Annotated in this window: 23 protein-coding genes; 13 read left to right on the top strand and 10 right to left on the bottom strand. The window is 66.4% G+C overall.

Annotation, left to right across the window (positions count from 1 at the left end; genetic code table 11):
- Positions 1–11 precede the first annotated feature (11 nt).
- The 8 genes from mtgA to mpl all read right to left on the bottom strand — a co-directional run bounded on the left by mtgA (position 12) and on the right by mpl (position 8,391).
- Positions 12–713, bottom strand: coding sequence for a monofunctional biosynthetic peptidoglycan transglycosylase (gene mtgA / locus BLQ58_RS19690; RefSeq protein ID WP_092601534.1), 702 nt, complete (start codon positions 711–713; stop codon positions 12–14).
- An 81-nt stretch (positions 714–794) separates the two neighbouring features.
- Complete coding sequence (aroE, locus tag BLQ58_RS19685; protein ID WP_092601371.1) at positions 795–1,673, bottom strand: shikimate dehydrogenase; 879 nt, start codon at positions 1,671–1,673, stop codon at positions 795–797.
- Entirely contained in the window at positions 1,673–2,494 is an 822-nt protein-coding gene (locus BLQ58_RS19680) for an energy transducer TonB family protein (RefSeq protein WP_254776031.1), read from the bottom strand. Before BLQ58_RS19680 ends, aroE begins: the two co-directional genes overlap by 1 nt.
- A 233-nt stretch (positions 2,495–2,727) precedes the next feature.
- Positions 2,728–4,845 carry a ribonuclease catalytic domain-containing protein gene (locus BLQ58_RS19675; RefSeq protein ID WP_092601367.1) on the bottom strand — a complete coding sequence of 706 codons (2,118 nt, stop codon included), beginning with the start codon at positions 4,843–4,845 and terminating at the stop codon, positions 2,728–2,730.
- A 165-nt stretch (positions 4,846–5,010) separates the two neighbouring features.
- Positions 5,011–5,751 (bottom strand): 3-oxoacyl-ACP reductase FabG, encoded by a 741-nt coding sequence (gene fabG, locus BLQ58_RS19670; protein WP_092601365.1) that lies wholly within the window; start codon positions 5,749–5,751, stop codon positions 5,011–5,013.
- Positions 5,748–6,398: a chorismate--pyruvate lyase family protein gene (locus BLQ58_RS19665; protein WP_092601363.1), complete on the bottom strand. Its 651-nt coding sequence runs from the start codon at positions 6,396–6,398 to the stop codon at positions 5,748–5,750. Before BLQ58_RS19665 ends, fabG begins: the two co-directional genes overlap by 4 nt.
- On the bottom strand, positions 6,395–6,994 hold the full coding sequence (locus BLQ58_RS19660; protein ID WP_092601361.1) for a YqiA/YcfP family alpha/beta fold hydrolase: 600 nt from the start codon (positions 6,992–6,994) through the stop codon (positions 6,395–6,397). Before BLQ58_RS19660 ends, BLQ58_RS19665 begins: the two co-directional genes overlap by 4 nt.
- 17 nt (positions 6,995–7,011) lie before the next feature.
- Positions 7,012–8,391 (bottom strand): UDP-N-acetylmuramate:L-alanyl-gamma-D-glutamyl-meso-diaminopimelate ligase, encoded by a 1,380-nt coding sequence (mpl, locus tag BLQ58_RS19655; protein ID WP_092601359.1) that lies wholly within the window; start codon positions 8,389–8,391, stop codon positions 7,012–7,014.
- A gap of 148 nt (positions 8,392–8,539) precedes the next feature.
- Between mpl and BLQ58_RS19650 the strand changes: the two genes are divergently transcribed.
- From BLQ58_RS19650 to BLQ58_RS19605, 10 genes are all read left to right on the top strand, one after another.
- On the top strand, positions 8,540–9,220 hold the full coding sequence (locus tag BLQ58_RS19650; RefSeq protein WP_092601532.1) for a UDP-N-acetylmuramate--alanine ligase: 681 nt from the start codon (positions 8,540–8,542) through the stop codon (positions 9,218–9,220).
- A 68-nt stretch (positions 9,221–9,288) separates the two neighbouring features.
- Positions 9,289–9,843 carry a TlpA family protein disulfide reductase gene (locus BLQ58_RS19645; protein WP_092601357.1) on the top strand — a complete coding sequence of 185 codons (555 nt, stop codon included), beginning with the start codon at positions 9,289–9,291 and terminating at the stop codon, positions 9,841–9,843.
- A gap of 239 nt (positions 9,844–10,082) precedes the next feature.
- Positions 10,083–10,562: a type II 3-dehydroquinate dehydratase gene (gene aroQ / locus BLQ58_RS19640; protein ID WP_066732317.1), complete on the top strand. Its 480-nt coding sequence runs from the start codon at positions 10,083–10,085 to the stop codon at positions 10,560–10,562.
- Positions 10,563–10,703: 141 nt separating this feature from the next.
- The gene (accB, locus tag BLQ58_RS19635) at positions 10,704–11,174 is read left to right on the top strand and encodes an acetyl-CoA carboxylase biotin carboxyl carrier protein (RefSeq protein ID WP_092601355.1); all 471 of its coding nucleotides are present in this window, start codon (positions 10,704–10,706) and stop codon (positions 11,172–11,174) included.
- Positions 11,175–11,289: 115 nt separating this feature from the next.
- On the top strand, positions 11,290–12,657 hold the full coding sequence (accC, locus tag BLQ58_RS19630; protein WP_092601353.1) for an acetyl-CoA carboxylase biotin carboxylase subunit: 1,368 nt from the start codon (positions 11,290–11,292) through the stop codon (positions 12,655–12,657).
- A 42-nt stretch (positions 12,658–12,699) separates the two neighbouring features.
- Entirely contained in the window at positions 12,700–13,611 is a 912-nt protein-coding gene (gene prmA / locus BLQ58_RS19625) for a 50S ribosomal protein L11 methyltransferase (protein WP_092601351.1), read from the top strand.
- Between the two features lie 9 nt (positions 13,612–13,620).
- The gene (locus BLQ58_RS19620) at positions 13,621–15,651 is read left to right on the top strand and encodes a DUF3426 domain-containing protein (RefSeq protein ID WP_092601349.1); all 2,031 of its coding nucleotides are present in this window, start codon (positions 13,621–13,623) and stop codon (positions 15,649–15,651) included.
- Between the two features lie 75 nt (positions 15,652–15,726).
- Entirely contained in the window at positions 15,727–16,227 is a 501-nt protein-coding gene (tpx, locus tag BLQ58_RS19615) for a thiol peroxidase (protein ID WP_092601347.1), read from the top strand.
- Positions 16,228–16,332: 105 nt separating this feature from the next.
- The gene (locus tag BLQ58_RS19610) at positions 16,333–17,280 is read left to right on the top strand and encodes a carbohydrate kinase family protein (protein WP_092601345.1); all 948 of its coding nucleotides are present in this window, start codon (positions 16,333–16,335) and stop codon (positions 17,278–17,280) included.
- 65 nt (positions 17,281–17,345) lie between these two features.
- Positions 17,346–17,813, top strand: a complete 468-nt coding sequence (locus tag BLQ58_RS19605; protein WP_092601343.1) for an outer membrane lipoprotein — start codon at positions 17,346–17,348, stop codon at positions 17,811–17,813.
- A gap of 237 nt (positions 17,814–18,050) precedes the next feature.
- On the opposite strand, the gene BLQ58_RS19600 is transcribed toward BLQ58_RS19605, so the two are convergent.
- Entirely contained in the window at positions 18,051–18,719 is a 669-nt protein-coding gene (locus BLQ58_RS19600) for a histone H1-like DNA-binding protein (protein ID WP_092601341.1), read from the bottom strand.
- Positions 18,720–18,755: 36 nt separating this feature from the next.
- Positions 18,756–19,049, bottom strand: a complete 294-nt coding sequence (locus BLQ58_RS19595; RefSeq protein WP_254776026.1) for a hypothetical protein — start codon at positions 19,047–19,049, stop codon at positions 18,756–18,758.
- Between the two features lie 402 nt (positions 19,050–19,451).
- Here BLQ58_RS19595 and BLQ58_RS29210 point away from each other — a divergent pair, with 402 nt between their 5' ends.
- The 3 genes from BLQ58_RS29210 to BLQ58_RS19585 all read left to right on the top strand — a co-directional run bounded on the left by BLQ58_RS29210 (position 19,452) and on the right by BLQ58_RS19585 (position 22,320).
- Complete coding sequence (locus BLQ58_RS29210) at positions 19,452–19,607, top strand: hypothetical protein (protein ID WP_175459956.1); 156 nt, start codon at positions 19,452–19,454, stop codon at positions 19,605–19,607.
- A gap of 1,094 nt (positions 19,608–20,701) precedes the next feature.
- Positions 20,702–21,175: a DUF2147 domain-containing protein gene (locus BLQ58_RS19590; protein WP_092601339.1), complete on the top strand. Its 474-nt coding sequence runs from the start codon at positions 20,702–20,704 to the stop codon at positions 21,173–21,175.
- Between the two features lie 173 nt (positions 21,176–21,348).
- Positions 21,349–22,320: a Bug family tripartite tricarboxylate transporter substrate binding protein gene (locus BLQ58_RS19585; protein ID WP_092601337.1), complete on the top strand. Its 972-nt coding sequence runs from the start codon at positions 21,349–21,351 to the stop codon at positions 22,318–22,320.
- Positions 22,321–22,687: the final 367 nt, after the last annotated feature.

The following is a 22,687-nucleotide window of genomic DNA, read 5'->3' as shown; positions in this document are numbered from 1 at the left end:
GGGGAGCAACCTTAATCCGGTAGCGTCGCCGCGCCCATGCGGCGGGCGATGATCGACGCCTTGACGCGGAAATTCACGCGCACGTTGGCGCAGTATTCCTTCTTGTCGAAGCATTTCGGCGCCGGCAGCGCCGCTGCCAGCCGGGCGGCCTGGCCCACGGTGAGCTTCGAGGCCGGGGTATGGAAGTAGTGCTGCGCGGCGGCCTCGATGCCGAACACGCCCTCGCCCCACTCCACCGAATTCAGGTAGATCTCGAAGATCCGCTGCTTGTCGAGCCAGAATTCGAGCATCCACGTGATGGCCAGCTCCTGGCCCTTGCGCACGTAGTATTGCTCCGAAGACAGGAACAGGTTCTTGGCCAGCTGCTGCGTAATCGTAGAACCGCCACGTTCGATATGGCCGCGCTTCTTGTTGCGCTCCCACGCGTCCAGCATCGCGTCGAGTTCGTAGCCGGGATGGTTGACGAAATCGGCATCCTCGCTGGCGATCACCGCGCGCTTGATATTGCGCGATATCTGGTCATAGCCCACCCACCTGTGGTCGATCGAGCAGCTCCAGAAGTTGAAGCCGCACAGGCGCCAGCCCTCGGCGCGCATGAACGACGTGGATGACGGATTCAGGTATTGCCAGGCGGCGATCTGCAGGAAGAAGTACAACTGCAGCGCCAGCACGCCGAGAATCAGGCACTCGCCCAGATAGCCCACCCAGCGCAGCGGATTGGCCGCCCCCGATGCCCTGGACGGTGCGCGTGCGGCGCCGCTTCGCTGGCGTGCCAAGTCGGCTCCGCGCGTGGATCAGCGGGTCGCTTCGGCCTGCAGCGCGGCGCGCAGCTCGGCCAGGACCGGGGCGGTGCTCGGACGCACGCCGCGCCAGTTGTAGAACGCCTCGGCAGCCTGCTCCACCAGCATGCCCAGGCCGTCCGACGTGCGGGCGCCGCATTTGGCCGCATAAGCCAGGAACACGGTCGGCCTGGCGCCGTACATCATGTCGTAGGCCAGCACGCCCTCGCCCAGCAGGTATTCCGGCACCGGCGGCAGTTCGCCCTGCAGGCTGCTGGCCGATGCGTTGATGACCACGTCGCACGCTTCGTCCTCGGACAGCGCGCTCAGCGCGTCCAGACCGCCAGCCCACAGTTCCACGCCGTACTGGTCGGCCGCTTCCACGAACTGCTCGACCACGTCGCTCGCCTTCTGCGCCGTGCGGTTGGCCACCACGATCCGCGCAGGGCGGCATTCGATCAGCGGCAGCAGCGCGCCCATGGCTGCGCCCCCGGCGCCCAGCACCAGGATGCGCTTGTCTTCCAGCAGGACGTCGAGGTTGTCCTGGATGTCGCGCACCAGGCCCACGCCGTCGGTGTTGTCGCCGTGGATCAGGCCGTCCTCGATCCACATCGTGTTGACCGCGCCGGCGGCTTCCGCGCGCGGCGTCAGGCGATCCGCCAGGTCATAGGCCTCGAGCTTGAACGGCGTGGTCACGTTGAAGCCATGGCCGCCGTCGGCCAGGAACTTGCGCACGGTGTCGGCAAACGCGTCGAGCGGCGCCTCCAGGCGATCGTACTGGATGGCTTCGCCGGTCTGACGCGAGAATGCGGCATGGATGGCCGGCGAGCGGCTGTGCGATACGGGGTTGCCCACCACGACATAGCGGTCGGCGGATTGCTGTTCTGCGGTCATCAGCGTCCTTGCAGGCGGACGTCGAGCCCGCTGCGCGTGAACTTGAAAGTGGAAATGACTTCGAGGATGTCCTGCTTCGCCTGCATCTCGGGCGTAAAGGCGCCGAATGGTGCAGCGGCGCGGACAATGGCCACGGCCTGGCGGTCCAGCGCGGGGTCACCCGAACTCTTGGCCACGTCGATCGACTCGACGTTATAGCCGTCGCGGTTGTAGCCCAGCTTGCCCTGGCGGTTCACGTTGATCACCAGGATCAGCTGGCCATAGAGCGGCTTGCCGTTCTTCTGCGGGAAGTCGCTCGTGCCGCGCGCCTCGATCTTGCGGCGCAGGCGGTCGTAATACTGGGCATAGTCCACCCCCTGGGCACTGGTGGCCGTCAGCTGCATGCGCTTGGGCCGCTTGGCGTAGTGCTCCAGGTTGCGGCCGATCTCGGCTTCGAGCTTGGCCATCTCGTCGGTGGACGTGCGGTCGTCCTGCCCGCGCGTCGGGGTATCGGTGCGCTGCTCGCCCGGCTTCACGGGCTGGCTGCGCACGGACGGCGCGGCCTCGCGGGCCTGCGTCATCAGCCGGCGCTGCTCTTCTTCAAGCTCCTGGAGCCGGCGCTGCGTCAGCCTGACGAGGTCGCCTTCCTTCGATTCGGTCTGCGCCGGCAGCGGCGTGGTAGCACGCTGGGCATCGTGGTCGCCGCCGCCGTCGAGGTTGGCCTGCGCCAGCACGGTCGGGTTGCGCGGCTTCTCGGCGGACTTCGAGTTCACCAGCACCACGTCCAGCTGCGGATCGGAACGCTTGATCTCGAACACCTCCGGCGCGGCGATCCGCACCATCAGCAGCACCGCGTGGATGGCCACGGACACGACAAGCGCCTTGACCAGCGTGTTGCTGGATTGCCACCGGTCGCGCAGATGCGCGTGGCGGGGAGCAGGGAGAACGGCGTTCACGATGGATCAGGAACCTGGGACGGTCGGTATGGGGGCTCGCTCGAAAGCCGGCCACCCCACGGCGGAGGGGGCCGGAACCGATTCCGATTGTACGGGAGCCGCCCCGTTTACCGAAGGACTCAGGCGGGGGGGTTGGTGCCGGTGTCGCGTGGCGCCGACGCATCGTCGCCGTCCTGGCCGGCCTCCGGGCTGGCGCCACCCTCCGCGGCGGTTTCCGAGGCGTCCTCGGCAGCCGCGTCGGCCGCGGCCTCGGCCGAAACCTCGGCCAGGTCGTCGTCGCCTTCGTCGCTGTCGCCTTCGAGCTCTTCCTCGGGCACCTCGCCCTCACCGGCGAAGATTTCCAGCACGCGGCACGATACGTCGAGCGAAATCTCGTCGGTCGACGCGATTTCCAGCAGTACCTGGGTGCCGCGGTTGGCCTGCGCCAGTTCCGGCACGCGCGTCACCAGCGGAATCTCGGTGAAGCGCACCGCGCCGTCCTTGAGCACGGTGGCCATCAGCTTGTCACGGCCCTCCTGGGCCAGCCAGCGCAGGCACCAGTAGCGTTCCATGGTCGACTGGTGGTCGGCATAGGCGGCATAGGTGCCCTCGAAATCGGCAACGGCCGCCAGCAGGTCGGCGTCCTTCGGCTTGAACGGCGCCACCAGCTTGGCTGTGACGCCATGCTGGGCCACCGCCAGGATCTGCCACTGGTTGACCAGGTCAACGTAGCGCCGCAGCGGCGAGGTGCTCCACGCGTACTGCGCCACGCCCAGGCCCTCGTGCGGCGCCGGATAGGTCTGCATGCGCGTGCGGTGCATGCCCCAGGCCTTCTGCGTGCGATAGATGCCCGGCACGCCGTGATCGGCCAGCAGCTTGCCCCATGTGCTGTTGGCCAGGATCATCAGCTCGGCCACGATCTTGTCCAGCGGCGACCCGCGGCGGCGCTGCTCGATGCGCACCCGCTCGCCGCCGTTCGGCAGGGGGTCGATATAGAAATTGAAGTCCGCGCGGTTGTGCGTTTCCGGACGCAGGCCGCTGGCCAGGCGCGCCTTCTGGCGCTCGTCATGGAGGTAGTTGGCCAGCCGGAACAGCTCGGTCAGCGCCTCGCGGAACGGGTAGTCGCCCGTGCCGGCCGCCAGTGCCTGCTCGGTCACCACGTCTTCCAGCAGGTTGTGACGCAGGTTGGCGGCAATCGGCACCAGTTCGGCGCGCGTTTCGCTGCCGAGGATGGTCACGCCATCGATGCCGTCCATGTCCACCGTCACATAGAGCGACACGGCCGGACAGGTGCGACCTTCCTGCAGCGTGTATTTGTCCACCACGCTGTCGGGCAGCATCGTGATCTTGTCGCCCGGGAAATACACGGTGGACAGCCGCTGGCGCCCGATGGCGTCGAGCGGCTCGCCGCGCTTGAACCCGAGCCCCGGCGCCGCGATGTGGATGCCCACGCGCAGCTTGCCGTCGGGCATGCGCGTCACCGACAGCGCATCGTCGATTTCCGTCGTCGTGACATCGTCGATCGAGAATGCCTGGACATCGGCCACGGGCAGGTCGCCCGCCGGATCGGGCACTTCCACGTCGGGGAAGCCGGTGCCTTTCGGGAAGCAGTCGGCCAGGAATTTGGCCTCGTGCAGCGCGCGCGGGCTTTCCACGCCGCCCACCGCCACCATCAGCCGCATCGGCGTCATGCCCAGCGCGGTGCAGGCGGCATCCATGGCCTTGAATTCGAGGCTGTTCTTGTCCGGCTTGAACAGCAACTGCAGCACCTTGCCCCGGAACGCGTCGGGCAGCTTGCGCGCCTTGAGCTGTTCCTCGTACTCGGCCTGCACCAGCAGCTGCTGCTTCTTGCGCTCCACCGCCGCCAGCGCGGCCTTGAGCTGGTCTTCCGGGGCGCGCATGTAGCGGCCGCGGCCCTTGCGGCGGAAATAGACGGGATTGCCATGCAGCGCCATGGCCAGGGCGGCCTGCTGCACGGCGCCGGCATCGGCACCGTAGTACTCGGCAGCCAGCTCGCCGAAGCCGAATTCCTCGGCCGGCGCGCATTCCCAGAGGAAATCGAGATCGATCTCGGCGGTCAGCTCGCCGGTTTGCCGCACCATTTCGGTTGCCGTTGGCTGGGCAAACTGCAGCAGCACGTCCTTGGCCTTGACCTTGGTGCGCTTGCCCGCAGGCAACTCGACCTGGTAGGCCTCGCCCTGTTGGGCAAGTACGGTGCCGGCGCGAATCTCGCCGCCTTCTTCGAACAGCAACTGCATGGATCGATACTTTCAGAAGTGCCGGGACACGTCGTTGCGAAGTGCGCTACAGCGCGCAAAGCACGCGCGGTCCGGGCGGATATACGACCCGGGATGATACCGCACCCCGCCTTGCGGCAACGGCGGCACTCCCGGACCAGAAAAGGCCGGCAGGGGCCCGTGGGGTCAGAGCGACATGCCGCCGCTGGCCTCGATCGTCGTGCCGTTCACGTAGCTTGCGTCGTCGCTGGCCAGGAACGCGTAGATGGCGGCGATCTCCGCCGGCTCGGCCAGGCGGCGCATCCAGCAGTGTTCCTTCATGCCGTCCAGCACCTTTTCCGGCACGCTCTGCAGGATCTCGGTGTTCACGAAGCCCGGGCACACCGCGTTCACGCGCACGCCCTTCGGGCCCAGCTCACGCGCCCAGGTCTTGGTGAAGCCGATCACCCCGAACTTGCTTGCCGCATAGTTGGTCTGGCCGAAGTTGCCGTACAGGCCGACCACGCTCGACGCGTTCAGGATCACCCCCTTGCCCTGCTCCGTCATGACAGCGGCCACGGCCTGCGCGCAATGGAACACGCCCTTGAGGTTGACGTCGATCACGGCGTCGAACTGCGCTTCGGTCATTTTGGCCAGCCGCGCGTCCTTGGTGATGCCGGCGTTGTTGACCAGGATGTCGATGCGGCCATGGCGCGCCAGCGTGGCCGCCACCACGCCATCCACCTGGTCGCGGCTGGTCACATCGACCTTGTGCGCGTCGACGCTGGCGCCCGTGGCGGCCAGCCTGTCGGCGGCCTCGCGCACGCGCGATTCGTTCACATCGCAAAGCACCAGCTTCGCGCCCTCGGCGGCAAATCGCTCCGCCGTGGCAAACCCGATACCGGCAGCTGCGCCGGTGATGATGGCGACCCGTCCTTCCAGTTTCATGATGCTTGTCTCTCTTCCTTGCTGTGTGTGTCGATACGGCGGGGCAGTCTGGTGCCGCCCGCGCCAATGTTGGCAGGCGCCGCGCGCGTGAGCAGGTCTGGCAGGAAGACCTCCGTCACGAGCATGGCGCCGCCGCCGCGCCGGAATACCGAGCGCCGCGCGGGCAGCATCGGCACCGACGCAAACGCCGGCAACACCCGCTGCAGCGCCTGGCGCAGCGGGTGGTTGATCGATAGCCGCGCGAACTGGAACGGATCGCGTCGCACGCGCGGGTCCACGAACAGCGCGCCACCCAGCGGACGGTTGCCCAGCCCGCGCAGGAACGGCCAGTCGCGCCGCGCCCGGTATGGATCGACGATGGTATGGGCGAAGACCGCCGGCACTTCGTCGCAGATCAGCAGCACTTCGCGCGTGATGGCCGGTACCGGGCGCATCAGGCCCAGCGCCTGCCATTCGTCGGCAAACGGCATTTGGGGCGCCTGCGCCAGCCGTTGCACACGGAAGCGCGACGATGCCGACATCAAGCGGGCGGTCAGCGACCCCTCGCCGGCAATCCAGCGCCGCTGGTTCAGCGGAATGGCCGCGTCATGCGGCAGGTGGGCGTGCCAGGCGGCGCGCAGGCCCATGAGGCCGCTCCCGCCCGTCATACCTGGAGTTTTCCGCCCGGTACATAGCCGCAGAAGGCCAGTACTTCGTCGACGTAGTCCTCGAATTCGCTGATGCCGTGATCGCTGCCTTCGATGATGCGGATGTTGGCGCCCGGGAAGGCCTCGACCATCTCGCGATAGTCCAGCACCTCGTCGCCCGTGGCCGCCAGCACGTAATAGCGTTCGGGCCGCGTGATGGCGTCCACGCGCAGTGCCAGCAGTTCCTGCAGATGCTCGGGCCGCACCACGACCGAGCCGCCGCCGTGGTAAAGCGGCTGCTCGCCCAGGTATGTCTCCAGATCGGTCCACGGATGGATCGCCGGATTCAGCAGCACGGCGCGGCAGCCATGCTTTTCGGCCAGCCAGCGCGCGTAGAAGCCGCCCAGCGACGACCCGACGATGGCGATGTCGGCCTCGCCGCCCGCGCGGGCACCCCGGATGGTGGCCTCCGCCTGGGCAATCGCCTCGGACGGCGACACATTGAGCATCGGGCAGGCGAAATACTTTTCCAGGCCCCAGGCGCGCATCCGGTCCTGCACCAGCCGCGACTTCATCGACTGCGGCGAAGACCGGAAACCGTGCAGGTACAGCAGCATGTGATGTCCTACCGTAGTCAGGCGCGGGCCTTGATGGCGTCGAGCAGTTTCTGGTGGACGCCGCCGAAGCCGCCGTTGCTCATCACCAGCACCTGGTCGCCGGGGCGCGCGGCGGCAGTTACCGCCGCGACCAGCGCGCCCAGGTCGTCGAAGGCCGCGGCCTTGTCGCCCAGCGGCGCCAGTGCCTCGCCCAGGTTCCAGCCCAGGGCATCCTTGCCAGCCGGCGCGCCGTAGCCGAACACCAGGTCGGCGGCCTCCAGGCTGGCCGGCAGCTGGGCAGCCATCACGCCCAGCTTCATCGTGTTGGAGCGCGGCTCCAGCACGGCCAGGATGCGGGCGTTGCCCACGCGGCGGCGCAGGCCGTCGAGCGTGGTCTGGATGGCGGTGGGGTGATGCGCGAAATCGTCATAGACCGTCACGTCGTTGGCCACGCCGCGCACTTCCATGCGGCGCTTGACGTTGGCAAAGCGGCCCAGCGACTCGATGGCCTGGGCCGGCGGCACGCCCACGTGGCGCGCGGCGGCAATCGCGGCAATCGCGTTCATGCGGTTGTGCGTGCCCTGCAGGTCCCAGACGACCGTGCCTTGCAGTGCCTCGCGGAAGTACACGTCGAAGGCGTCCTTGCCGGCCGGCGCGGGCGTGCGGGCATCGCCCTCGCGCCAGTCGCCCATGCCGAACTGCTCCACCTCGCTCCAGCAGCCGCGCTCCAGCACGCGGGCCAGCGCCGGCTCGTTGCCATTCACGACCAGGCGGCCCTGACCCGGCACCGTACGCACGAGATGATGGAATTGAGTCTCGATCGCCGCAAGATCGGGGAAGATGTCGGCGTGATCGTATTCCAGGTTGTTCAGGATGGCCGTGCGCGGGCGGTAGTGGACGAACTTGCTGCGCTTGTCGAAGAAGGCGGTGTCGTATTCGTCGGCCTCGATGACAAAGAAGTCCGATTCCGTCAGCCGGGCCGAGATGCCGAAGTTCTGCGGCACGCCGCCCACCAGGAAGCCGGGGTTGTAGCCGGCATCCTCGAGCAGCCACGACAGCATCGACGTGGTGGTGGTCTTGCCATGCGTGCCGGCCACCGCCAGCGTCCACTTGCCGTTCAGCACGTGTTCGCCCAGCCATTGCGGGCCCGACACGTACGGCAGGTTGCGGTCCAGGATCGCTTCCATCAGCGGGTTGCCGCGCGACACCACGTTGCCGATCACGTACAGGTCGGGGTTCAGCGACAGTTGCTCCGGATCGAATCCTTCGATCAGGTCGATGCCCTGGGCTTCGAGCTGGGTGCTCATCGGCGGATAGACATTGGCGTCGCAGCCGGTCACGCGGTGACCGGCCTGGCGCGCCAGGACCGCAAGGCCGCCCATGAACGTACCGCAGATGCCAAGGATATGAATATGCATGGGAGCTTCGGGAAAGCGTGGGGCCGCCGCGGCCGGGCCGCGCGGCACTGGAAAGAAGGCTCTGATTGTACCTGCATGCGGCGGGTTCCCCGGCTGCGCCACCGTGCCACAGACTTCGTTGTCCGGCCATGCGGGTATCATCGACACCATGTCCAGACGTACCCCCTCCGACCCCGGCCGCCTGCGCGAGGAAATCGCCCAGGCCGCCGCGCGCATGATCGCCGAAGATGGCGCCGATTACGCCACCGCCAAGCGCAAGGCCGCGCGCCAGCTGCTGGGCGACTTGCGGGTGGCCGGCGAATGGCTGCCCGACAACGAGATGATCGAAGAGGAGGTGCGGGCCTACCAGGCGCTGTTCCACAGCGAGGAGCAGCCACGCATCCTGGCATTGCTGCGCCAGCTGGCGCTGCTGGCCATGGGCGACCTGGCCCCGTTCCGGCCCTACCTGGTGGGCGCGGTGCTCAACGGCACGGCCACCGAACATTCCGACGTCTATATACAGTGCTTCTGCGACAGCCCCAAGGACGTGGCGCTCCATCTGCTCAATGCCGGAGTCGATTTCGAGACCAGCGAGAGCCGGCACTTCGCCGGGCGGACCGATGTGGAGACCCTGAGCTTCCTGTGGCGCGGTCAGTGGCCGGCCCTGCGCGAAGCGCGCCAGCTGGCCGGCGAGGTCCGGGCCACGCTGGGCGCCCCGGTGGGCGTCCACATCGCGCTGTATGATGCCGACGACGAACGCGGCGCGGCGCGGGCCGACGCCAGCGGCCGCGTGGTCCGCGCCGACGCCAACGCCGTCCGCGCCCTGCTAGGCGAGGCCGGCGACGACTGATGCCCGATCGGGTCCACGCCGGCCCAATCGCCCTATCTATATAGAACTGCCACCAACGTCACCCAACCATGACTGCTTCGACGCCCGGTTCCACACCTGCCCCCCGCTCATCCCTGCTCATCTGGATCGTCGTGGCCATCGTGGCCGCGGCCGCCGGCGTCCTGGTGGCGAACTTCGCGCTGGCCCCCAAAGAGGCGTCAGACCAGGCCGTGGAATCGCTGTTTCAGGCAAAAATGCCCGATCCTTCGGGCGCTGAACTCGACCTGTCGAAGTTTCGGGGCAAAACGCTGGTGGTCAACTTCTGGGCGCCCTGGTGCGGCCCGTGCGTGGAAGAGATGCCCGAGCTGACCGCGCTGCATGGCGAATATGCGAAGCGAAACGTCGAATTCGTCGGCATCGGCATCGATTCCGCAAGCAACATCCAGGAATTCCTCAAGAAAGTCCCTGTCAACTATCCGCTCGCCGTGGCCGGCTTCACCGGCACCGAACTGGCCAAGAGCTTCGGCAATGCACAGGGCGGGCTGCCTTACACGGTGATCATCACCCCCGAAGGTGGCGTGAAATACCGCAAGATGGGCCGCGTCCATGCCGACGAACTCCGCAAGGAACTGCCGGGCGCCTGAGCCTCCGGCACCGCACGGATAAGCAACTGACAGGAATTTGAGCTGATCTTCGCCCAAAACCATGGGATCGAACGCCAACGCGCGTGCAAACTCACATCCAAACCGGTTTTGCGCCTGAAACTGCGCTTTTTCGGTCAGGCATGTCTTAAGGGCGACATCGGGGCTTGTATCCCGTGCTAGACAAATCCCTCTAAGCTACGGTAATCTCCGCGCAATTTCGTTGAACTGGTCGAGCCGCCGTGTCTTCCACCCCTACCGTCAGCCGCTCCGCCCGCTACCGCAAAGTGCTGGTTCTGCATGGTCCGAACCTGAATTTGCTGGGCACGCGCGAGCCGCAGACCTACGGACATACCACGCTGGCCGACATCAACGATGCGCTGGCAAAACGCGCGGCGTCCGCAGGCATCGGGCTGGACACGTTCCAGTCCAATCATGAGGGCGCCCTGGTAGATCGCGTTCATGCCGCGCGCGGCGAAGGGGTAGATCTCGTCATCATCAATCCCGCGGCCTTCACGCATACCAGCGTGGCGCTGCGCGATGCGCTGGCCGGCGTGGCAATTCCCTTTGTCGAGGTTCACCTGTCCAACGTGCACCGCCGCGAGCCGTTCCGTCATCACTCGTATTTTTCCGATCAGGCGATCGGGGTGATCTGCGGCCTGGGCTGGCAGGGTTACCTGCTGGCGCTGGAATACGCGCTGGCGCAGGAACAGGACAGCTAGCACCCGCACCGCCTCTGCAAGCGTGAGAAAACCGCGGCCTGGCACGTTTGCGTGGCAGGCCAAATCAATAATGACTGACCGCCGCCGTCGCCTTCCCTGACATGAAGGTGACCGGACAACCCGATTCTGGAGGATAAGAAGATGGACCTGCGCAAGCTGAAGACGCTGATCGACCTGGTGGCCGAATCCGGCATTTCGGAGCTCGAAGTGACCGAGGGCGACGGCAAGGTTCGCATCGTCAAGCAACCGCCGCAGGTGCTGGCGCCGGTTGCCATGCCCCAGTTCCAGGCCCTGCCCGCCGCCGCCGGTGCTGCCGCGCCCGTGGCCGGCGCCGCCGCCCCGGCTGCCGCTGCCGAAGCCGCCCCGCAACTGCCGGCCGGCCACGTCGTGACGTCGCCGATGGTTGGCACGTTCTACCGCGCACCGTCGCCGGGCGCCGCGCCGTTCGTCAACGTGGGCGATACCGTCAAGGAAGGCCAGACCGTCTGCATCATCGAAGCCATGAAGCTGCTCAACGAGATCGAGTGCGACAAGGCTGGCGTGATCAAGGAAATCCTCGTCGAAAACGGCCAGGCTGTGGAATACGGCCAGCCGCTGTTCGTGATCGGCTAAGCCGTCAGCCGGCTGACGCGGCAGGCGGGCCCCCGAAAGGCCCCTGCCGCATGCGTTGGCCCGGTGCGCCACCCTGGCGTGCGCGGGCCCGCCCCTGTTCTCGCAGAGAGAGACCATGTTTGAAAAAATTCTGATCGCGAACCGCGGCGAAATCGCCCTTCGCATCCAGCGCGCCTGCCGCGAGCTGGGCATCAAGACCGTGGTGGTGTACTCGGAAGCCGACAAGGAAGCCAAGTACGTCAAGCTGGCCGACGAAGCCGTCTGTATCGGCCCGGCCCCGTCGCCGCTGTCGTACCTGAACATGCCGGCCATCATCTCGGCCGCCGAAGTCACCGACGCCCAGGCAATCCACCCCGGCTACGGCTTCCTGTCGGAAAACGCCGACTTTGCCGAGCGCGTGGAAAAGTCCGGCTTCGTGTTCATCGGCCCGACGTCCGACAGCATCCGCCTGATGGGCGACAAGGTGTCGGCCAAGCAGGCCATGATCAAGTCCGGCGTGCCGTGCGTGCCGGGCTCGGAAGGCGCCCTGCCCGACGATCCCAAGGAAATCCTGGCCACCGCGCGCCGCGTGGGCTACCCGGTCATCATCAAGGCCGCCGGCGGCGGCGGTGGTCGTGGCATGCGCGTGGTGCATACCGAGGCCGCGCTGATCAACGCCGTCAACATGACGCGCGAGGAAGCGGGCCGCGCCTTCGGCAACCCCGAGGTCTACATGGAGAAGTTCCTCGAGAACCCGCGCCATGTGGAAATCCAGATCCTCGCTGACCAGCACAAGCAGGCCATCTGGCTGGGCGAGCGCGATTGCTCGATGCAGCGCCGCCACCAGAAGGTGATCGAGGAAGCGCCGGCGCCGCACATTCCGCGCCGCCTGATCGAGCGCATCGGCGACCGCTGCGCCGATGCCTGCAAGAAGATCGGCTACCGTGGCGCCGGCACGTTCGAATTCCTGTACGAGAACAACGAGTTCTACTTCATCGAGATGAACACGCGCGTGCAGGTCGAGCACCCGGTCACCGAGATGATCACGGGCATCGACATCGTGCAGGAACAGATCCGCATCGCCTACGGCGAGAAGCTGCGCTACCGCCAGAAGGACGTGGAACTGCGCGGCCACGCGATCGAGTGCCGGATCAACGCCGAGGACCCGTTCAAGTTCACGCCGTCGCCGGGCCGCATCACCGCCTGGCATATGCCCGGCGGCCCCGGTGTCCGCGTGGACTCGCACGCGTATGATGGCTACTTCGTGCCGCCCAACTACGACTCGATGATCGGCAAGATCATCACGTACGGCGCCACGCGTGACCAGGCCATCGCCCGCATGCGCATCGCGCTGTCGGAGATGGTGGTGGACGGCATCCAGACCAACGTGCCCCTGCACCGCGAACTGATGCTCGACGCCAACTTCGTGGAAGGCGGCACCAGCATCCATTATCTTGAACACCGCCTGGCCCAGAAGGCCAACGCACAGGGCGAAAAACCCTGACGCGGGGCCTGAGCGGCCGGCTTTGCAGTCAAAAGGAAACCCGTGGCATTCCAGGAATGTGTGATCGAAATTGCGCAGGATCAGGCTGAAGCCTGGTCCGATGCATTGTTCGACCTCGGCGCGCTGTCGGTATCGGTGGAAGACGCCGACGCCGATACGCCCGACGAGCAACCGCTCTTTGGAGAGCCCGGGCTGGAGCCGACGCGGCTGGCGTGGAACCGCTCGCGCGTGGTGGCGCTCTTCGACGAAGAGACCGACCCCGCGCTGGTGGTGACCGCTGCCGCAAACGCGCTCAAGGTCGATCCCGTGCCGCAATTCGTGCTGCGCTCGGTGGAAGACCAGGACTGGGTGCGCCTGACCCAGTCGCAATTCGAACCGATCCGCGTGGGCGAGAAGATCTGGGTCGTGCCGTCGTGGCATGACGCGCCGGAGCCCGACGCGGTGATCCTGGAACTCGATCCGGGGCTGGCCTTCGGCACGGGCAGCCATCCGACCACGCGCCTGTGCATGCAGTGGCTGGAGCAGAACGTCCAGGCCGGCGAGACCGTGCTGGACTACGGCTGCGGATCGGGCATCCTGGCCATCGTGGCGAAGAAGCTCGGCGCGGGCGAAACCATCGGCATCGACATCGATCCGAACGCCGTCGAGGCATCGCGCTACAACGCCGAACGCAACCACGTGGAAGCCAGCTTCGCGCTGCCGGCGTCGGTGTCCGACGCCACCTACGACCTGGTAGTGGCCAATATTCTTTCCAATCCGCTCAAGCTGATGGCCGCGATGCTGTCGGCGCGTGTGCGCCCCGGCGGCCGGCTGGTGCTGTCCGGCGTGCTCGAACGGCAGGCCGATGAAGTCGCTGCCGCCTACGCGCCGTGGCTGGCCATGTCGGTCTGGCGCAGCGAGGAAGGCTGGGTGTGCCTGCACGGCACGCGCCCGTTGACGGCCAACCGTTCCTGATTCGTCATCATGGCCGCCGCCAAGCTCGTCACGCGCTGCCCGGCCTGCCGCACCGCGTTCCGGCTCGTTGCGGATCAGCTGCGGCTGCGCCAGGGTCTGGTCCGCTGCGGACAATGCGATACCGTCTTCGATGCACGCGAACACCTGATCGAGGTGCCCGCGCCGGCCGCAACGTCGGCCTCATCGGCCCCATCGGCCACATCGACCGCATCGACCGCATCGCCCGCCGCAGCCGTGACGATGGCGGCCGCGCTGGCTCATGCCGAGCAGACCCAGGCGACGGCCCGCGCCCGCGAAAGCGATGCCCCATTCCACCCGGGCTTTGATCCGGGCTACGAAGTGCCCGCGCTCGATTCGCCGACGACCATGATGTCGGAGCCGCCGCCCGATGAAGTGGCGCCGGCGCAGGAGACTGACGCCGCCAGGGTCGCCGGTGAAGGGCGTGAGGAAGGGCGTGAGGAAGGGCGTGAGGAAGGGCGTCAGGAAGCCCGGCACGATGGGCGTCAGGAAGCCCGTCAGGAAGCGCATCAGGAAGCCACTGCGGCGCGCGGCGCGGAACCCGTTGCCGATGCCGAAGGCGCCGATGTCGAAGGCGCCGATGTCGACGTCGAACCCGACCTCCCGGCCGACCTCGAAGCCGGCCTGCCGCCTGCGGTCTCGCCGGCGGCTGCGGAAGCGGCAATCGAAGCGCCCACCAAGGCGCGCACCGAGGCGTCTGCCGAGGCGCCCGTCGTCGGGACCGAAATGCCCGGGGCCGAGGGTGAGCCGGTGTCCAATACATCGGCCACTTCATCGGCCACTGCATCGGCCACTGCATCCGCCGACAGCGCGCCGGAGGCGGAACCCCCGCTGACCGATCCGCCCGCGTCGTGGCCGACGCTCAATCATTCGGCATTCGACGATGAGCCGGTGCGGACCCCATCGCCGGCGGCCCGCGCATCGCAGGCCTCGCACTCATCGCTGGACCCGGCTGCGGCCTTCGCGCCGACCAACCCGTCGGGCATGCCGCCCTACGGCGCATACAGCGCCAAGGCCAGCTGGCCACCGCTGCGCCCGGCCGATGCACCGTCGACCCGGCCCATGGCCGACACCGGTGCCGCAACGCCCCAGACGTCCCCGACTGAAGAATCTCCGGACGCCGATCCGGTGTCGGGCGACGAGCACGCCGAGGCCGCGCCTGATGTATCGGATGCGGCCCATGAGTCGGCCGATGCATTGCCCACGCCCGGACCGTTCCCGCAGGCCGATCCGGTGCCCAGTGCCAGCGGCTTCCTGCGCGCGGAGGATCCCGCCGATCCCGAGGCCGAAGCCTGGGCCGCACAGGCCAAGGACGTCATCGAACACGACCTCGGCGTCACGTTGCGCGATGGCACCCCAGACGCCGTGGCACGCGAAACCGCCACGCGCCACTGGCTGAACCAGCCCGGGGCCGCCGCGCGGTCGCCATCCGCATCGGCGGGCACGGCAGCAAGCGGGCCGGTCTTCGCGCCCGATTTCCTGCGCCATACGCGCGAACGCGAACAGGCGCGCGCCCCCGGCGTGAAGGTCTCGGTGCCCGGCAACCGGCGCACCTGGATGCGCGCGGCGGTCATCGTGCTGGGCCTCGGCATCCTGGTGCAGGGCGTCTACCTGGCCCGCAGCCAGATTGCCGGCAGCATGCCGGTGCTGCGTCCGTTACTTGAGGCGGCTTGCGCACCGCTTGGCTGCGATGTGCCGCCGTGGCGCGACCTCGACGCGCTGCGCATCGACAGTTCGCAACTGCAGAAGCAGGACGAGGCCAGCGACGTCTATCTGCTGGCGGTCACCCTGCGCAACCAGGGACGCGCCACCACGGCGCTGCCGGCGATCGAGCTTGTCATGACCGATCTGCAGGACCAGCTGCTGCTGCGCCGCGTGCTGCTGCCGGCCGAGTACCTGGAGCCCGTCCAGCGCGGCTTTGCGGCCACGGGCCTGCGCGCGGGCAGCGAGCTGCCGGTTCGGGTACGATTCCGGACACAGCAGGCGGCTGCCAATTACCGCGTGCTGATCTTCTACCCCTGAATTCCATCGCCCCCCTCGCCCGCCGGCCGGCAATGCACCGGGCCGGCGGGCTGTACTTTTCTGACAGGAGCAACCATGAGCAATGTGACCCTTGGCGGCAACGCCATCGAAGTTGGCGGCAAGTTTCCCCATGCTGGCGACAAGGCACCGGCTTTCACGCTGGTCGGCAAAGACCTGAAGGACGTGACGCTGGCTGACTTCGCGGGCAAGCGCAAGGTGCTGAACATCGTCCCGAGCCTGGACACGCCCGTCTGCCAGGCGTCGGCACGCAAGTTCAACGAGGCTGCCAGCAGCCTGGCCAACACCGTGGTGCTGACCATCTCGGCCGACCTGCCGTTCGCCATGGGGCGCTTCTGCACCGCCGAAGGCCTGACCAATGTGGTGACGCTGTCGACGATGCGCGGCGCCGACTTCAAGAACGCCTATGGCGTGGATATCAAGAGCGGCCCGCTGGCCGGCGTCTGCGCGCGCGCCGTGGTGGTGGTCGACGAGAACGACACCGTGAAGTACAGCGAGCTGGTGCCGGAAATCAAGCAGGAGCCGAATTACGACGCTGCTCTGGCTGCACTGAAATAATCTGTGCGGTAGAACACAGTAGTACAAGCGTTTCCGCCCGTCATGCACGGGCGGAATTATTTAACGTATCTGTTGCGGCCCCTCGCCGGGCCATTTGGAGAAGAGATGTCCAGCCTGATCTGCGGTTCCGTCGCCTACGACACCATCATGACGTTCGACGGCCGGTTCCGTGAACACATTCTTCCGGACCAGATCCACATGCTGAACGTCTCGTTCCTGGTTCCGGGCATGCGGCGCGAGTTCGGCGGCTGCGCCGGCAACATCGGCTACACGCTCAAGATGCTGGGCGGCGATCCGGTGGTAATGGCCACCGTGGGCCAGGACGCCGGCCCGTACCTGCAGTACCTGCGCGACCTCGGCATTGCCACCGACCATATCCGCACGCTGCCCGACACGTTCACGGCGCAGGCGATGATCACGACCGATCTGGACAACAACCAGATCACCGCATTCCACCCGGGCGCCATGGGCCAGTCGCAGGTCAACAGCGTGCAGGACGCGCTTGGCGCGGGCAAGCGCCCGGCCCTGGGCATCGTGGCCCCGGACAGCCGCGAAGGCATGCTGCACCACGCACAGCAGTTCGCCGATGCGGGCATTCCGTTCATCTTCGACCTGGGCCAGGCCATGCCGCTGTTCAACGGCGAGGACCTGCGGGCGTTCATTGAACTCGCCAGCTACGTGACGGTCAATGACTACGAAGCACAGGTCATGCTGTCCCGCACCGCCTGGACCAGCGCCGAAGTGGCCGCCAAGGTGCGCGCGTTCATCGTGACGCACGGCGAACGGGGCGCCAGCATCTTTGCCGATGGCCAGCAGTACGCCATCCCGGCCGTGCAGGCCGAGCGCGTGGTGGATCCCACCGGCTGTGGCGACGCCTTCCGCGGCGGCCTCCTCTACGGCATCGAGCAGGGCATGGACTGGGAAACCACCGGCCGCCTCGCCTCGCTGATGGGTGCGCTCAAGATTGCCCAGCAAGGCCCCCAGAACCACTGGATTTCGCGCGAGGAGATCGGCAGCCGCTTTGCGGCGGCGTTCGGTTACCAATACGCCTAAGATGAAACGGTGAACCGCGCACACCGGACGACGACGAAGGGCGCGGCATTCAGACGGGAGTTGCGATGAATCAGATCCTTCGAATCGGCGGTGTCGCAGTGCTGGCTACCGTGGCGCTGGTCAGCGGCTGTGCCAACTACTCCAATTCCGGCAGCGTCTACGCACCGGGCCAGGCACAACGCGAGCAGACCGTGCGCTATGGCGTGGTCCAGGGCGTGCGCGAAGTCATGATCCAGGGCGGCTCAACGGGCGCCGGCACGCTTGCCGGGGGCGCCATCGGCGGGGTCGCGGCGGGCAGCACCATCGGCAGCGGTGGAGGCTCTGTGGCCGCTGGCCTGCTGGGCGCCGTGCTTGGCGGCATTGCCGGCAGCGCGGCAGAGAACCGCATCACGCAGCGCCGCGGCCTGGAGATCACGGTTCAGCTGGAAGACGGCGACATGCGCGCCATCACCCAGGAAGCCGACGAGGTGTTCCGCCCCGGCGACCGGGTTCGCCTGCTGTCTTCGGGAGGCGTGACACGCGTCTCGCACTGAAAACATTACACATCTGTCAGAAAGAAACGCCGCGTGCCCTTGGGCCGCGGCGTTTTTCATTTGGCGCGGCCGTCTCCGTGCTCGCGGCCAATAAAAAACCCGCCGGGCACGGATGCCGTCGGCGGGTTGGCAAGACTTGCTGTCTTGCAGACCGGATACCGCGTATCCGGTCAGTGTGGCACGCGATGCGTGTCCAGGCGTTTCCCGGTTGTGATCGCTCGCACGAAGGCGAGGCAATTACGGACGGTTGCCCGTCGGGAACGGCCAGGCCGCTGCCGGGTTCAGCGCGGTCTTGGCGGGTGCGGCAGCAGCCGGTGCAACGGCAGGCGCTGCAGCGGGCTTGGCAGCCTTGCGGGCAGCCGGCTTCTTGGCGGCAGCCTTCTTTGCAGCAGGCTTCGCAGCCGGCTTGGCAGCGGCCTTCTTGGCAGCAGGCTTCGCAGCAGCCTTCTTCGCGGCAGGCTTTGCAGCAGCCTTCTTCGCAGCCGGCTTCTTGGCAGCAGCGGCCTTCTTGGCGGGCGCAGCCTTCTTGGCCGGCGCTGCCTTCTTGGCGGCAACCTTCTTCACTGCGGCCTTCTTGGCCGGTGCTGCCTTCTTGGCGGCGACCTTCTTGGTTGCAACCTTCTTGGCGGCAACCTTCTTCACTGCAGCCTTCTTGGCCGGTGCTGCCTTCTTGGCGGCGACCTTCTTGGTTGCGACCTTCTTGGCGGCAACCTTCTTCACAGCGGCCTTCTTGGCAGCCGGAGCAGCCTTCTTGGCGGCTACCTTCTTCGTAGCAACCTTCTTCACAGCAGCCTTCTTGGCGGCCGGCGCTGCCTTCTTGGCGGCGACCTTCTTCACAGCGGCCTTCTTGGCGGCCGGCTTGGCAGCCTTCTTGGCGGCCGGCTTTTTCTTTGCAGCAGTTGCCATGGATAACTCCTTCACTAGCGTGAAATATCGAATGACCTAAATGGACGACCCGACCGATCCGAGGCGCATGGATGCATGCCCCAATCGAGCGAGCGATTCATCGGCGCACGACAGCTTGAACCGCACGCTAATGAATTCGGTGGCAGGGATACCGGCGCGACCCGTGTCGCGCAGCGCGGTGTTTTCACGGCAGCGCAAAATCCGCGCGCTGGCTGCAAAGCCAGCGTCCGGGCGGATTTCCGGGGCATGCCGTGCCCTGGAATATTCGACTGGCCCGCGCCGCCCATCGTGTCGGCGCGCAGCCTGAATAGAGGAGATATCGGTCAGCAAGCCTGCAGCACGGGCTTGGCCTCGCGCACTGCAGCCGGCAATCCTACGGGGGTAGCTTGCCCATCCCGTCACTGGGCTACAGGAGACTGCACGCGTTGTAAGAAGCCTGATCGGCCCGGTCTGCGTCAAAGTTCTGGTGCTCCTCGGCTACCCGCATTCACTGCGACGAAGCATCGCGTCATCGTTGCTTCTTGCTTGCCTTCTTGCGACGCCCGCTTCGTCAAACACATCGATGCAATGAAGTGAGACTCTTGTCAAGGCGAATCATAATTCGTTTGTTCGATGATGTTAAGAAAAAAGTGCAAAAAAACTTGCGCGCAAGAACGAATCGATCTAATTCACGCGCGCACTCCGATCACGACACCATCGATACGCTCTCTCATCGAGACGCGCGCACACCAAATGAAGTTCCATCACGCGTGTGTTTCGATGGTCGAAGAACAGCCGACGACACGACTGCACAACGTGCGTTCGCACCCTGCGCGCGCGCTGTCCGACCGCCTGCGCCGCACGCCGATGCACGACATCACGGTGACGCTTCGCACGGATCGGTGCTGACTGGAAACCCGCGTAAATATTGGCTTTCCGACACACACGCAGTTGCGCGGCAGCGCGCCGCGCCGTGGCATCGCACAGCGTGATCGCGGACTTCGGCGGTCTCACGCCAGTGCCTTGGCAAGACGCACGCGCCCCCTTCCAAAAGCCGATCGTGCGACGGTCACGTCGATGCGTCGGTGAGTCTCGCGTGCGTCGATCAGACAGTTGCGCGAGCACGACGAAAGAGTGATGCGCCTACGCAACGGTTTCTCTCTTCGACACGTATCGACACCCGCGTTTTGACCTCAGTCGTGCGATGGATGATGTGTCGGAGCGCGTGCGAACTGTCGGTAGCGCTGCCGCGCTCGTCCGGCATCGCATCGCGCGTCGTGTCGTCGGTCGGGCGGTTGGTCCATCGTGCGGACCGACGATCGCCATGCGCCACCGTCGCCGCGACAACCGTTGCGCTTGCCATCGATTCACCGTGCGCGGCGGCGTCGCATCGGTCAGCATGCACCGGTTGCCCATCGTTCGATGCGCCGGTCGCCGCCGCCAACCCGCTGCCATGTCAACCATCCCCCAGGCACGATCATTGAGCTGCTGTCGATGCGCGCATTCGGGTTCCTACCGATGCCGTCACCGCTGCCGCGCAGTCAGTACGCCCGCGTCGCCTGCAACACGGGGCGACCGTGCATCCGGCACCGGTGGTGCGCTCGGGTGTGGCGCGCTTGCGCCACGGGCCGGCCGGCTAGAGGAATGTCTCGGGTACGCTTCCCGCGCGGTGCTTGTTGCAGGACAAAATCGAGGCCAGCCGCCGCCAGGCGGGCGATTGCAGGGGATGCTGCGGTACGCTCTGGTGCGTACGCAAACGGAGGCGGGAGATTGCAGCGAACGACGCGCGCCAGTAGATTGGCGTCGCGCGATGCTGATGCCGGCCAGCGCGGCACGCGGTTCATTGTGGACCGTTGCAATCGTGCTGACCGGAAGCCGGCATCCTGCACGTCGTGTACGACTTGCGTGTCAGACCTGCAGGCTGGCTGCAACCTTACCGACCGGACATAACCCGCGCCGCGACCTGGCGAATCCGCCATCGCGACACTGACCTGGAGATCTTCATGCGCATGACCGACCCCCGCGCCCTGCTTCGCCATACCGCCCGTGCCGCCGCGTTCGCCGCCGCACTCACCGCCAGCGCATTGGCGATGGCGCAAGCCACCCCGGCGGGCACCTGGCACACGATCGACGACGCCACCGGCAAGCCGCGCGGCGTGATCGAGATTGCCGAGAAGGATGGCGTGTATAGCGGCAAGCTCGTGAAGAGCCTGGTACCGTCCGAAGGCCCGCCCAAGGTGTGCGACAAATGCACCGACGCACGCAAGGACCAGCCCATCATCGGCATGACGCTGCTTACCGGATTGCGCAAGACCGGCGACAACGAATGGAGCGGCGGCGAGATCCTGGACCCCGAGACCGGCAAGCTTTACAAGTGCAAGATGTCGATGGCCGACGATGGCAGGAAACTCAACGTGCGCGGCTTCATCGGCATCAGCCTGATCGGCCGGACACAGACCTGGGTGCGCCAGCAGTGACGTTCTGATGCCATCGCCCGTGCGCCGCGCTTCCTGCCAGCGCAAGAGCGCCGCACGGGCGGTACAGGAAAGCGCAGCAAGAACGACGCCACCCGCGCCATTCAGCAAACTGACAGCTTCCTTCGGTAAGATGGATCCCCGATCCTCTTTACAACAACTACCGGAGACTGAGCATGCATTTGTCCCCTCGCGGCCGCACGCTGGCCCTGGCGCTCGCCGCCACCTCGCTGATCGCCACCACCGCCCACGCTGCCGATGCCTGGCCCAACCATGTGATCAAGTTTGTCGTGCCGTTCACGGCCGGTGGCGCCAATGACCTCGTGGCTCGTGCCGGTGCCGAGGCCGTCAGCAAGCGGATTGGCCAGCCCGTGGTGATCGAGAACCGTCCGGGTGCCGGCGGCATCGTCGGAGCCGACTACGTGGCCAAGAGCAAGCCCGATGGCTACACGTTCCTGGTGGGCGCCGTGGGCACCGTCACCAACAGCCTGATCCGCACGAAGATGCCCTACCAGCCGGACGACCTGGTGCCCGTGGGCCTGATCGGGGTGAGCCCGTCGGTGATCGTGGCATCGCCGTCGCTGCCGGTGAACAACGTGAAGGAACTGATCGAGTATTCGAAGAAGCAGGGTGGCGTGCCATTTGCCACCGCCGGCAGCGGCAGCACACCGCATTTCGTTGAAGAAATGCTTAAGGAAAAAGGTGCGCAGCTGACCGTGGTGCCGTACAAGAGCGGCTCGGAGAGCATCACTGCCGTGATCGGCAACCAGGTGGCCGCCACGTCCGAGGCATCGATCGTGGTGCTGCCGCAGATCAAGGCCGGCAAGCTCAAGGCGCTGGGTGCGACGTGGGACAAGCACATGCCCGCCGCACCGAACATCCCCACCACCGCCGAGCAGGGCCTGCCTGAAGTGCGCATCGGCCATTGGGCCGGCATCTTCGCACCGAAGGGCACCGATCCCGCGATCATCAAGAAGCTCAATGCCGAGCTGAGCGCCGGCATGCAAAACCCCGAGATTCGCGAGCGCCTGATCCAGAACGGGATCGAGCCGGCCGGTGGTTCGGTGGAGAGCTTCGTATCCTTCATCAAGTCGGAGCGCGAACGTCTTGGCCGTATCGCCAAGAACGCCAATATGACGGCCGACTGACCGGCAGCAATGGACGGGGCCAATGGTCGGCCAGCGGCCCCGCCGCAGGCCGGCGAATCGGCCCATACGAAACTTTTTGGATGACATCACCCGCCCGGGTGGTCATATGTCTGCAAACGGCCCGCGACATGCGGGCCGTTTGCATGGTGCGCGGCGCTGTCAGATTTGCCACATCGCCGAAGTAATGTGCGTATCACTGCCCTGCGCGGTGCGCGACGCAGGTTGATATGTTTGATTTTGCAGACATCTGAGTGCGCGGCAGCGTGTCTGTGATCGCCACGCAACGCGATTGCAACGAGAATGGTTCCTATTTATATTGCCGATCGCCCGAACATTTAGCCCCGGTGGTGAAGCCGGTAAAGGGCCC

Source organism: Ralstonia sp. 25mfcol4.1, assembly GCF_900104095.1.
GTDB lineage: Bacteria > Pseudomonadota > Gammaproteobacteria > Burkholderiales > Burkholderiaceae > Cupriavidus.
The sequence above is the reverse complement of the archived record's forward strand: the minus strand, read 5'-3'. Positions and strand labels throughout refer to the sequence as shown.

Excerpts from the sequence above, each read along its gene's own strand:
- aroE (WP_092601371.1), bottom strand. The coding sequence starts at position 1,673 with ATGACCGCAGAACAGCAATCCGCCGACCGCTATGTCGTGGTGGGCAAC.
- BLQ58_RS19680 (WP_254776031.1), bottom strand. The coding sequence starts at position 2,494 with ATGGTGCGGATCGCCGCGCCGGAGGTGTTCGAGATCAAGCGTTCCGAT.
- BLQ58_RS19675 (WP_092601367.1), bottom strand. The coding sequence starts at position 4,845 with ATGCAGTTGCTGTTCGAAGAAGGCGGCGAGATTCGCGCCGGCACCGTA.
- fabG (WP_092601365.1), bottom strand. The coding sequence starts at position 5,751 with ATGAAACTGGAAGGACGGGTCGCCATCATCACCGGCGCAGCTGCCGGT.
- BLQ58_RS19665 (WP_092601363.1), bottom strand. The coding sequence starts at position 6,398 with ATGACGGGCGGGAGCGGCCTCATGGGCCTGCGCGCCGCCTGGCACGCC.
- BLQ58_RS19660 (WP_092601361.1), bottom strand. The coding sequence starts at position 6,994 with ATGCTGCTGTACCTGCACGGTTTCCGGTCTTCGCCGCAGTCGATGAAG.
- mpl (WP_092601359.1), bottom strand. The coding sequence starts at position 8,391 with ATGCATATTCATATCCTTGGCATCTGCGGTACGTTCATGGGCGGCCTT.
- BLQ58_RS19650 (WP_092601532.1), top strand. The coding sequence starts at position 8,540 with ATGTCCAGACGTACCCCCTCCGACCCCGGCCGCCTGCGCGAGGAAATC.
- BLQ58_RS19645 (WP_092601357.1), top strand. The coding sequence starts at position 9,289 with ATGACTGCTTCGACGCCCGGTTCCACACCTGCCCCCCGCTCATCCCTG.
- accB (WP_092601355.1), top strand. The coding sequence starts at position 10,704 with ATGGACCTGCGCAAGCTGAAGACGCTGATCGACCTGGTGGCCGAATCC.
- accC (WP_092601353.1), top strand. The coding sequence starts at position 11,290 with ATGTTTGAAAAAATTCTGATCGCGAACCGCGGCGAAATCGCCCTTCGC.
- BLQ58_RS19620 (WP_092601349.1), top strand. The coding sequence starts at position 13,621 with ATGGCCGCCGCCAAGCTCGTCACGCGCTGCCCGGCCTGCCGCACCGCG.
- tpx (WP_092601347.1), top strand. The coding sequence starts at position 15,727 with ATGAGCAATGTGACCCTTGGCGGCAACGCCATCGAAGTTGGCGGCAAG.
- BLQ58_RS19610 (WP_092601345.1), top strand. The coding sequence starts at position 16,333 with ATGTCCAGCCTGATCTGCGGTTCCGTCGCCTACGACACCATCATGACG.
- BLQ58_RS19605 (WP_092601343.1), top strand. The coding sequence starts at position 17,346 with ATGAATCAGATCCTTCGAATCGGCGGTGTCGCAGTGCTGGCTACCGTG.
- BLQ58_RS19600 (WP_092601341.1), bottom strand. The coding sequence starts at position 18,719 with ATGGCAACTGCTGCAAAGAAAAAGCCGGCCGCCAAGAAGGCTGCCAAG.
- BLQ58_RS29210 (WP_175459956.1), top strand. The coding sequence starts at position 19,452 with ATGAAGTTCCATCACGCGTGTGTTTCGATGGTCGAAGAACAGCCGACG.
- BLQ58_RS19590 (WP_092601339.1), top strand. The coding sequence starts at position 20,702 with ATGCGCATGACCGACCCCCGCGCCCTGCTTCGCCATACCGCCCGTGCC.
- BLQ58_RS19585 (WP_092601337.1), top strand. The coding sequence starts at position 21,349 with ATGCATTTGTCCCCTCGCGGCCGCACGCTGGCCCTGGCGCTCGCCGCC.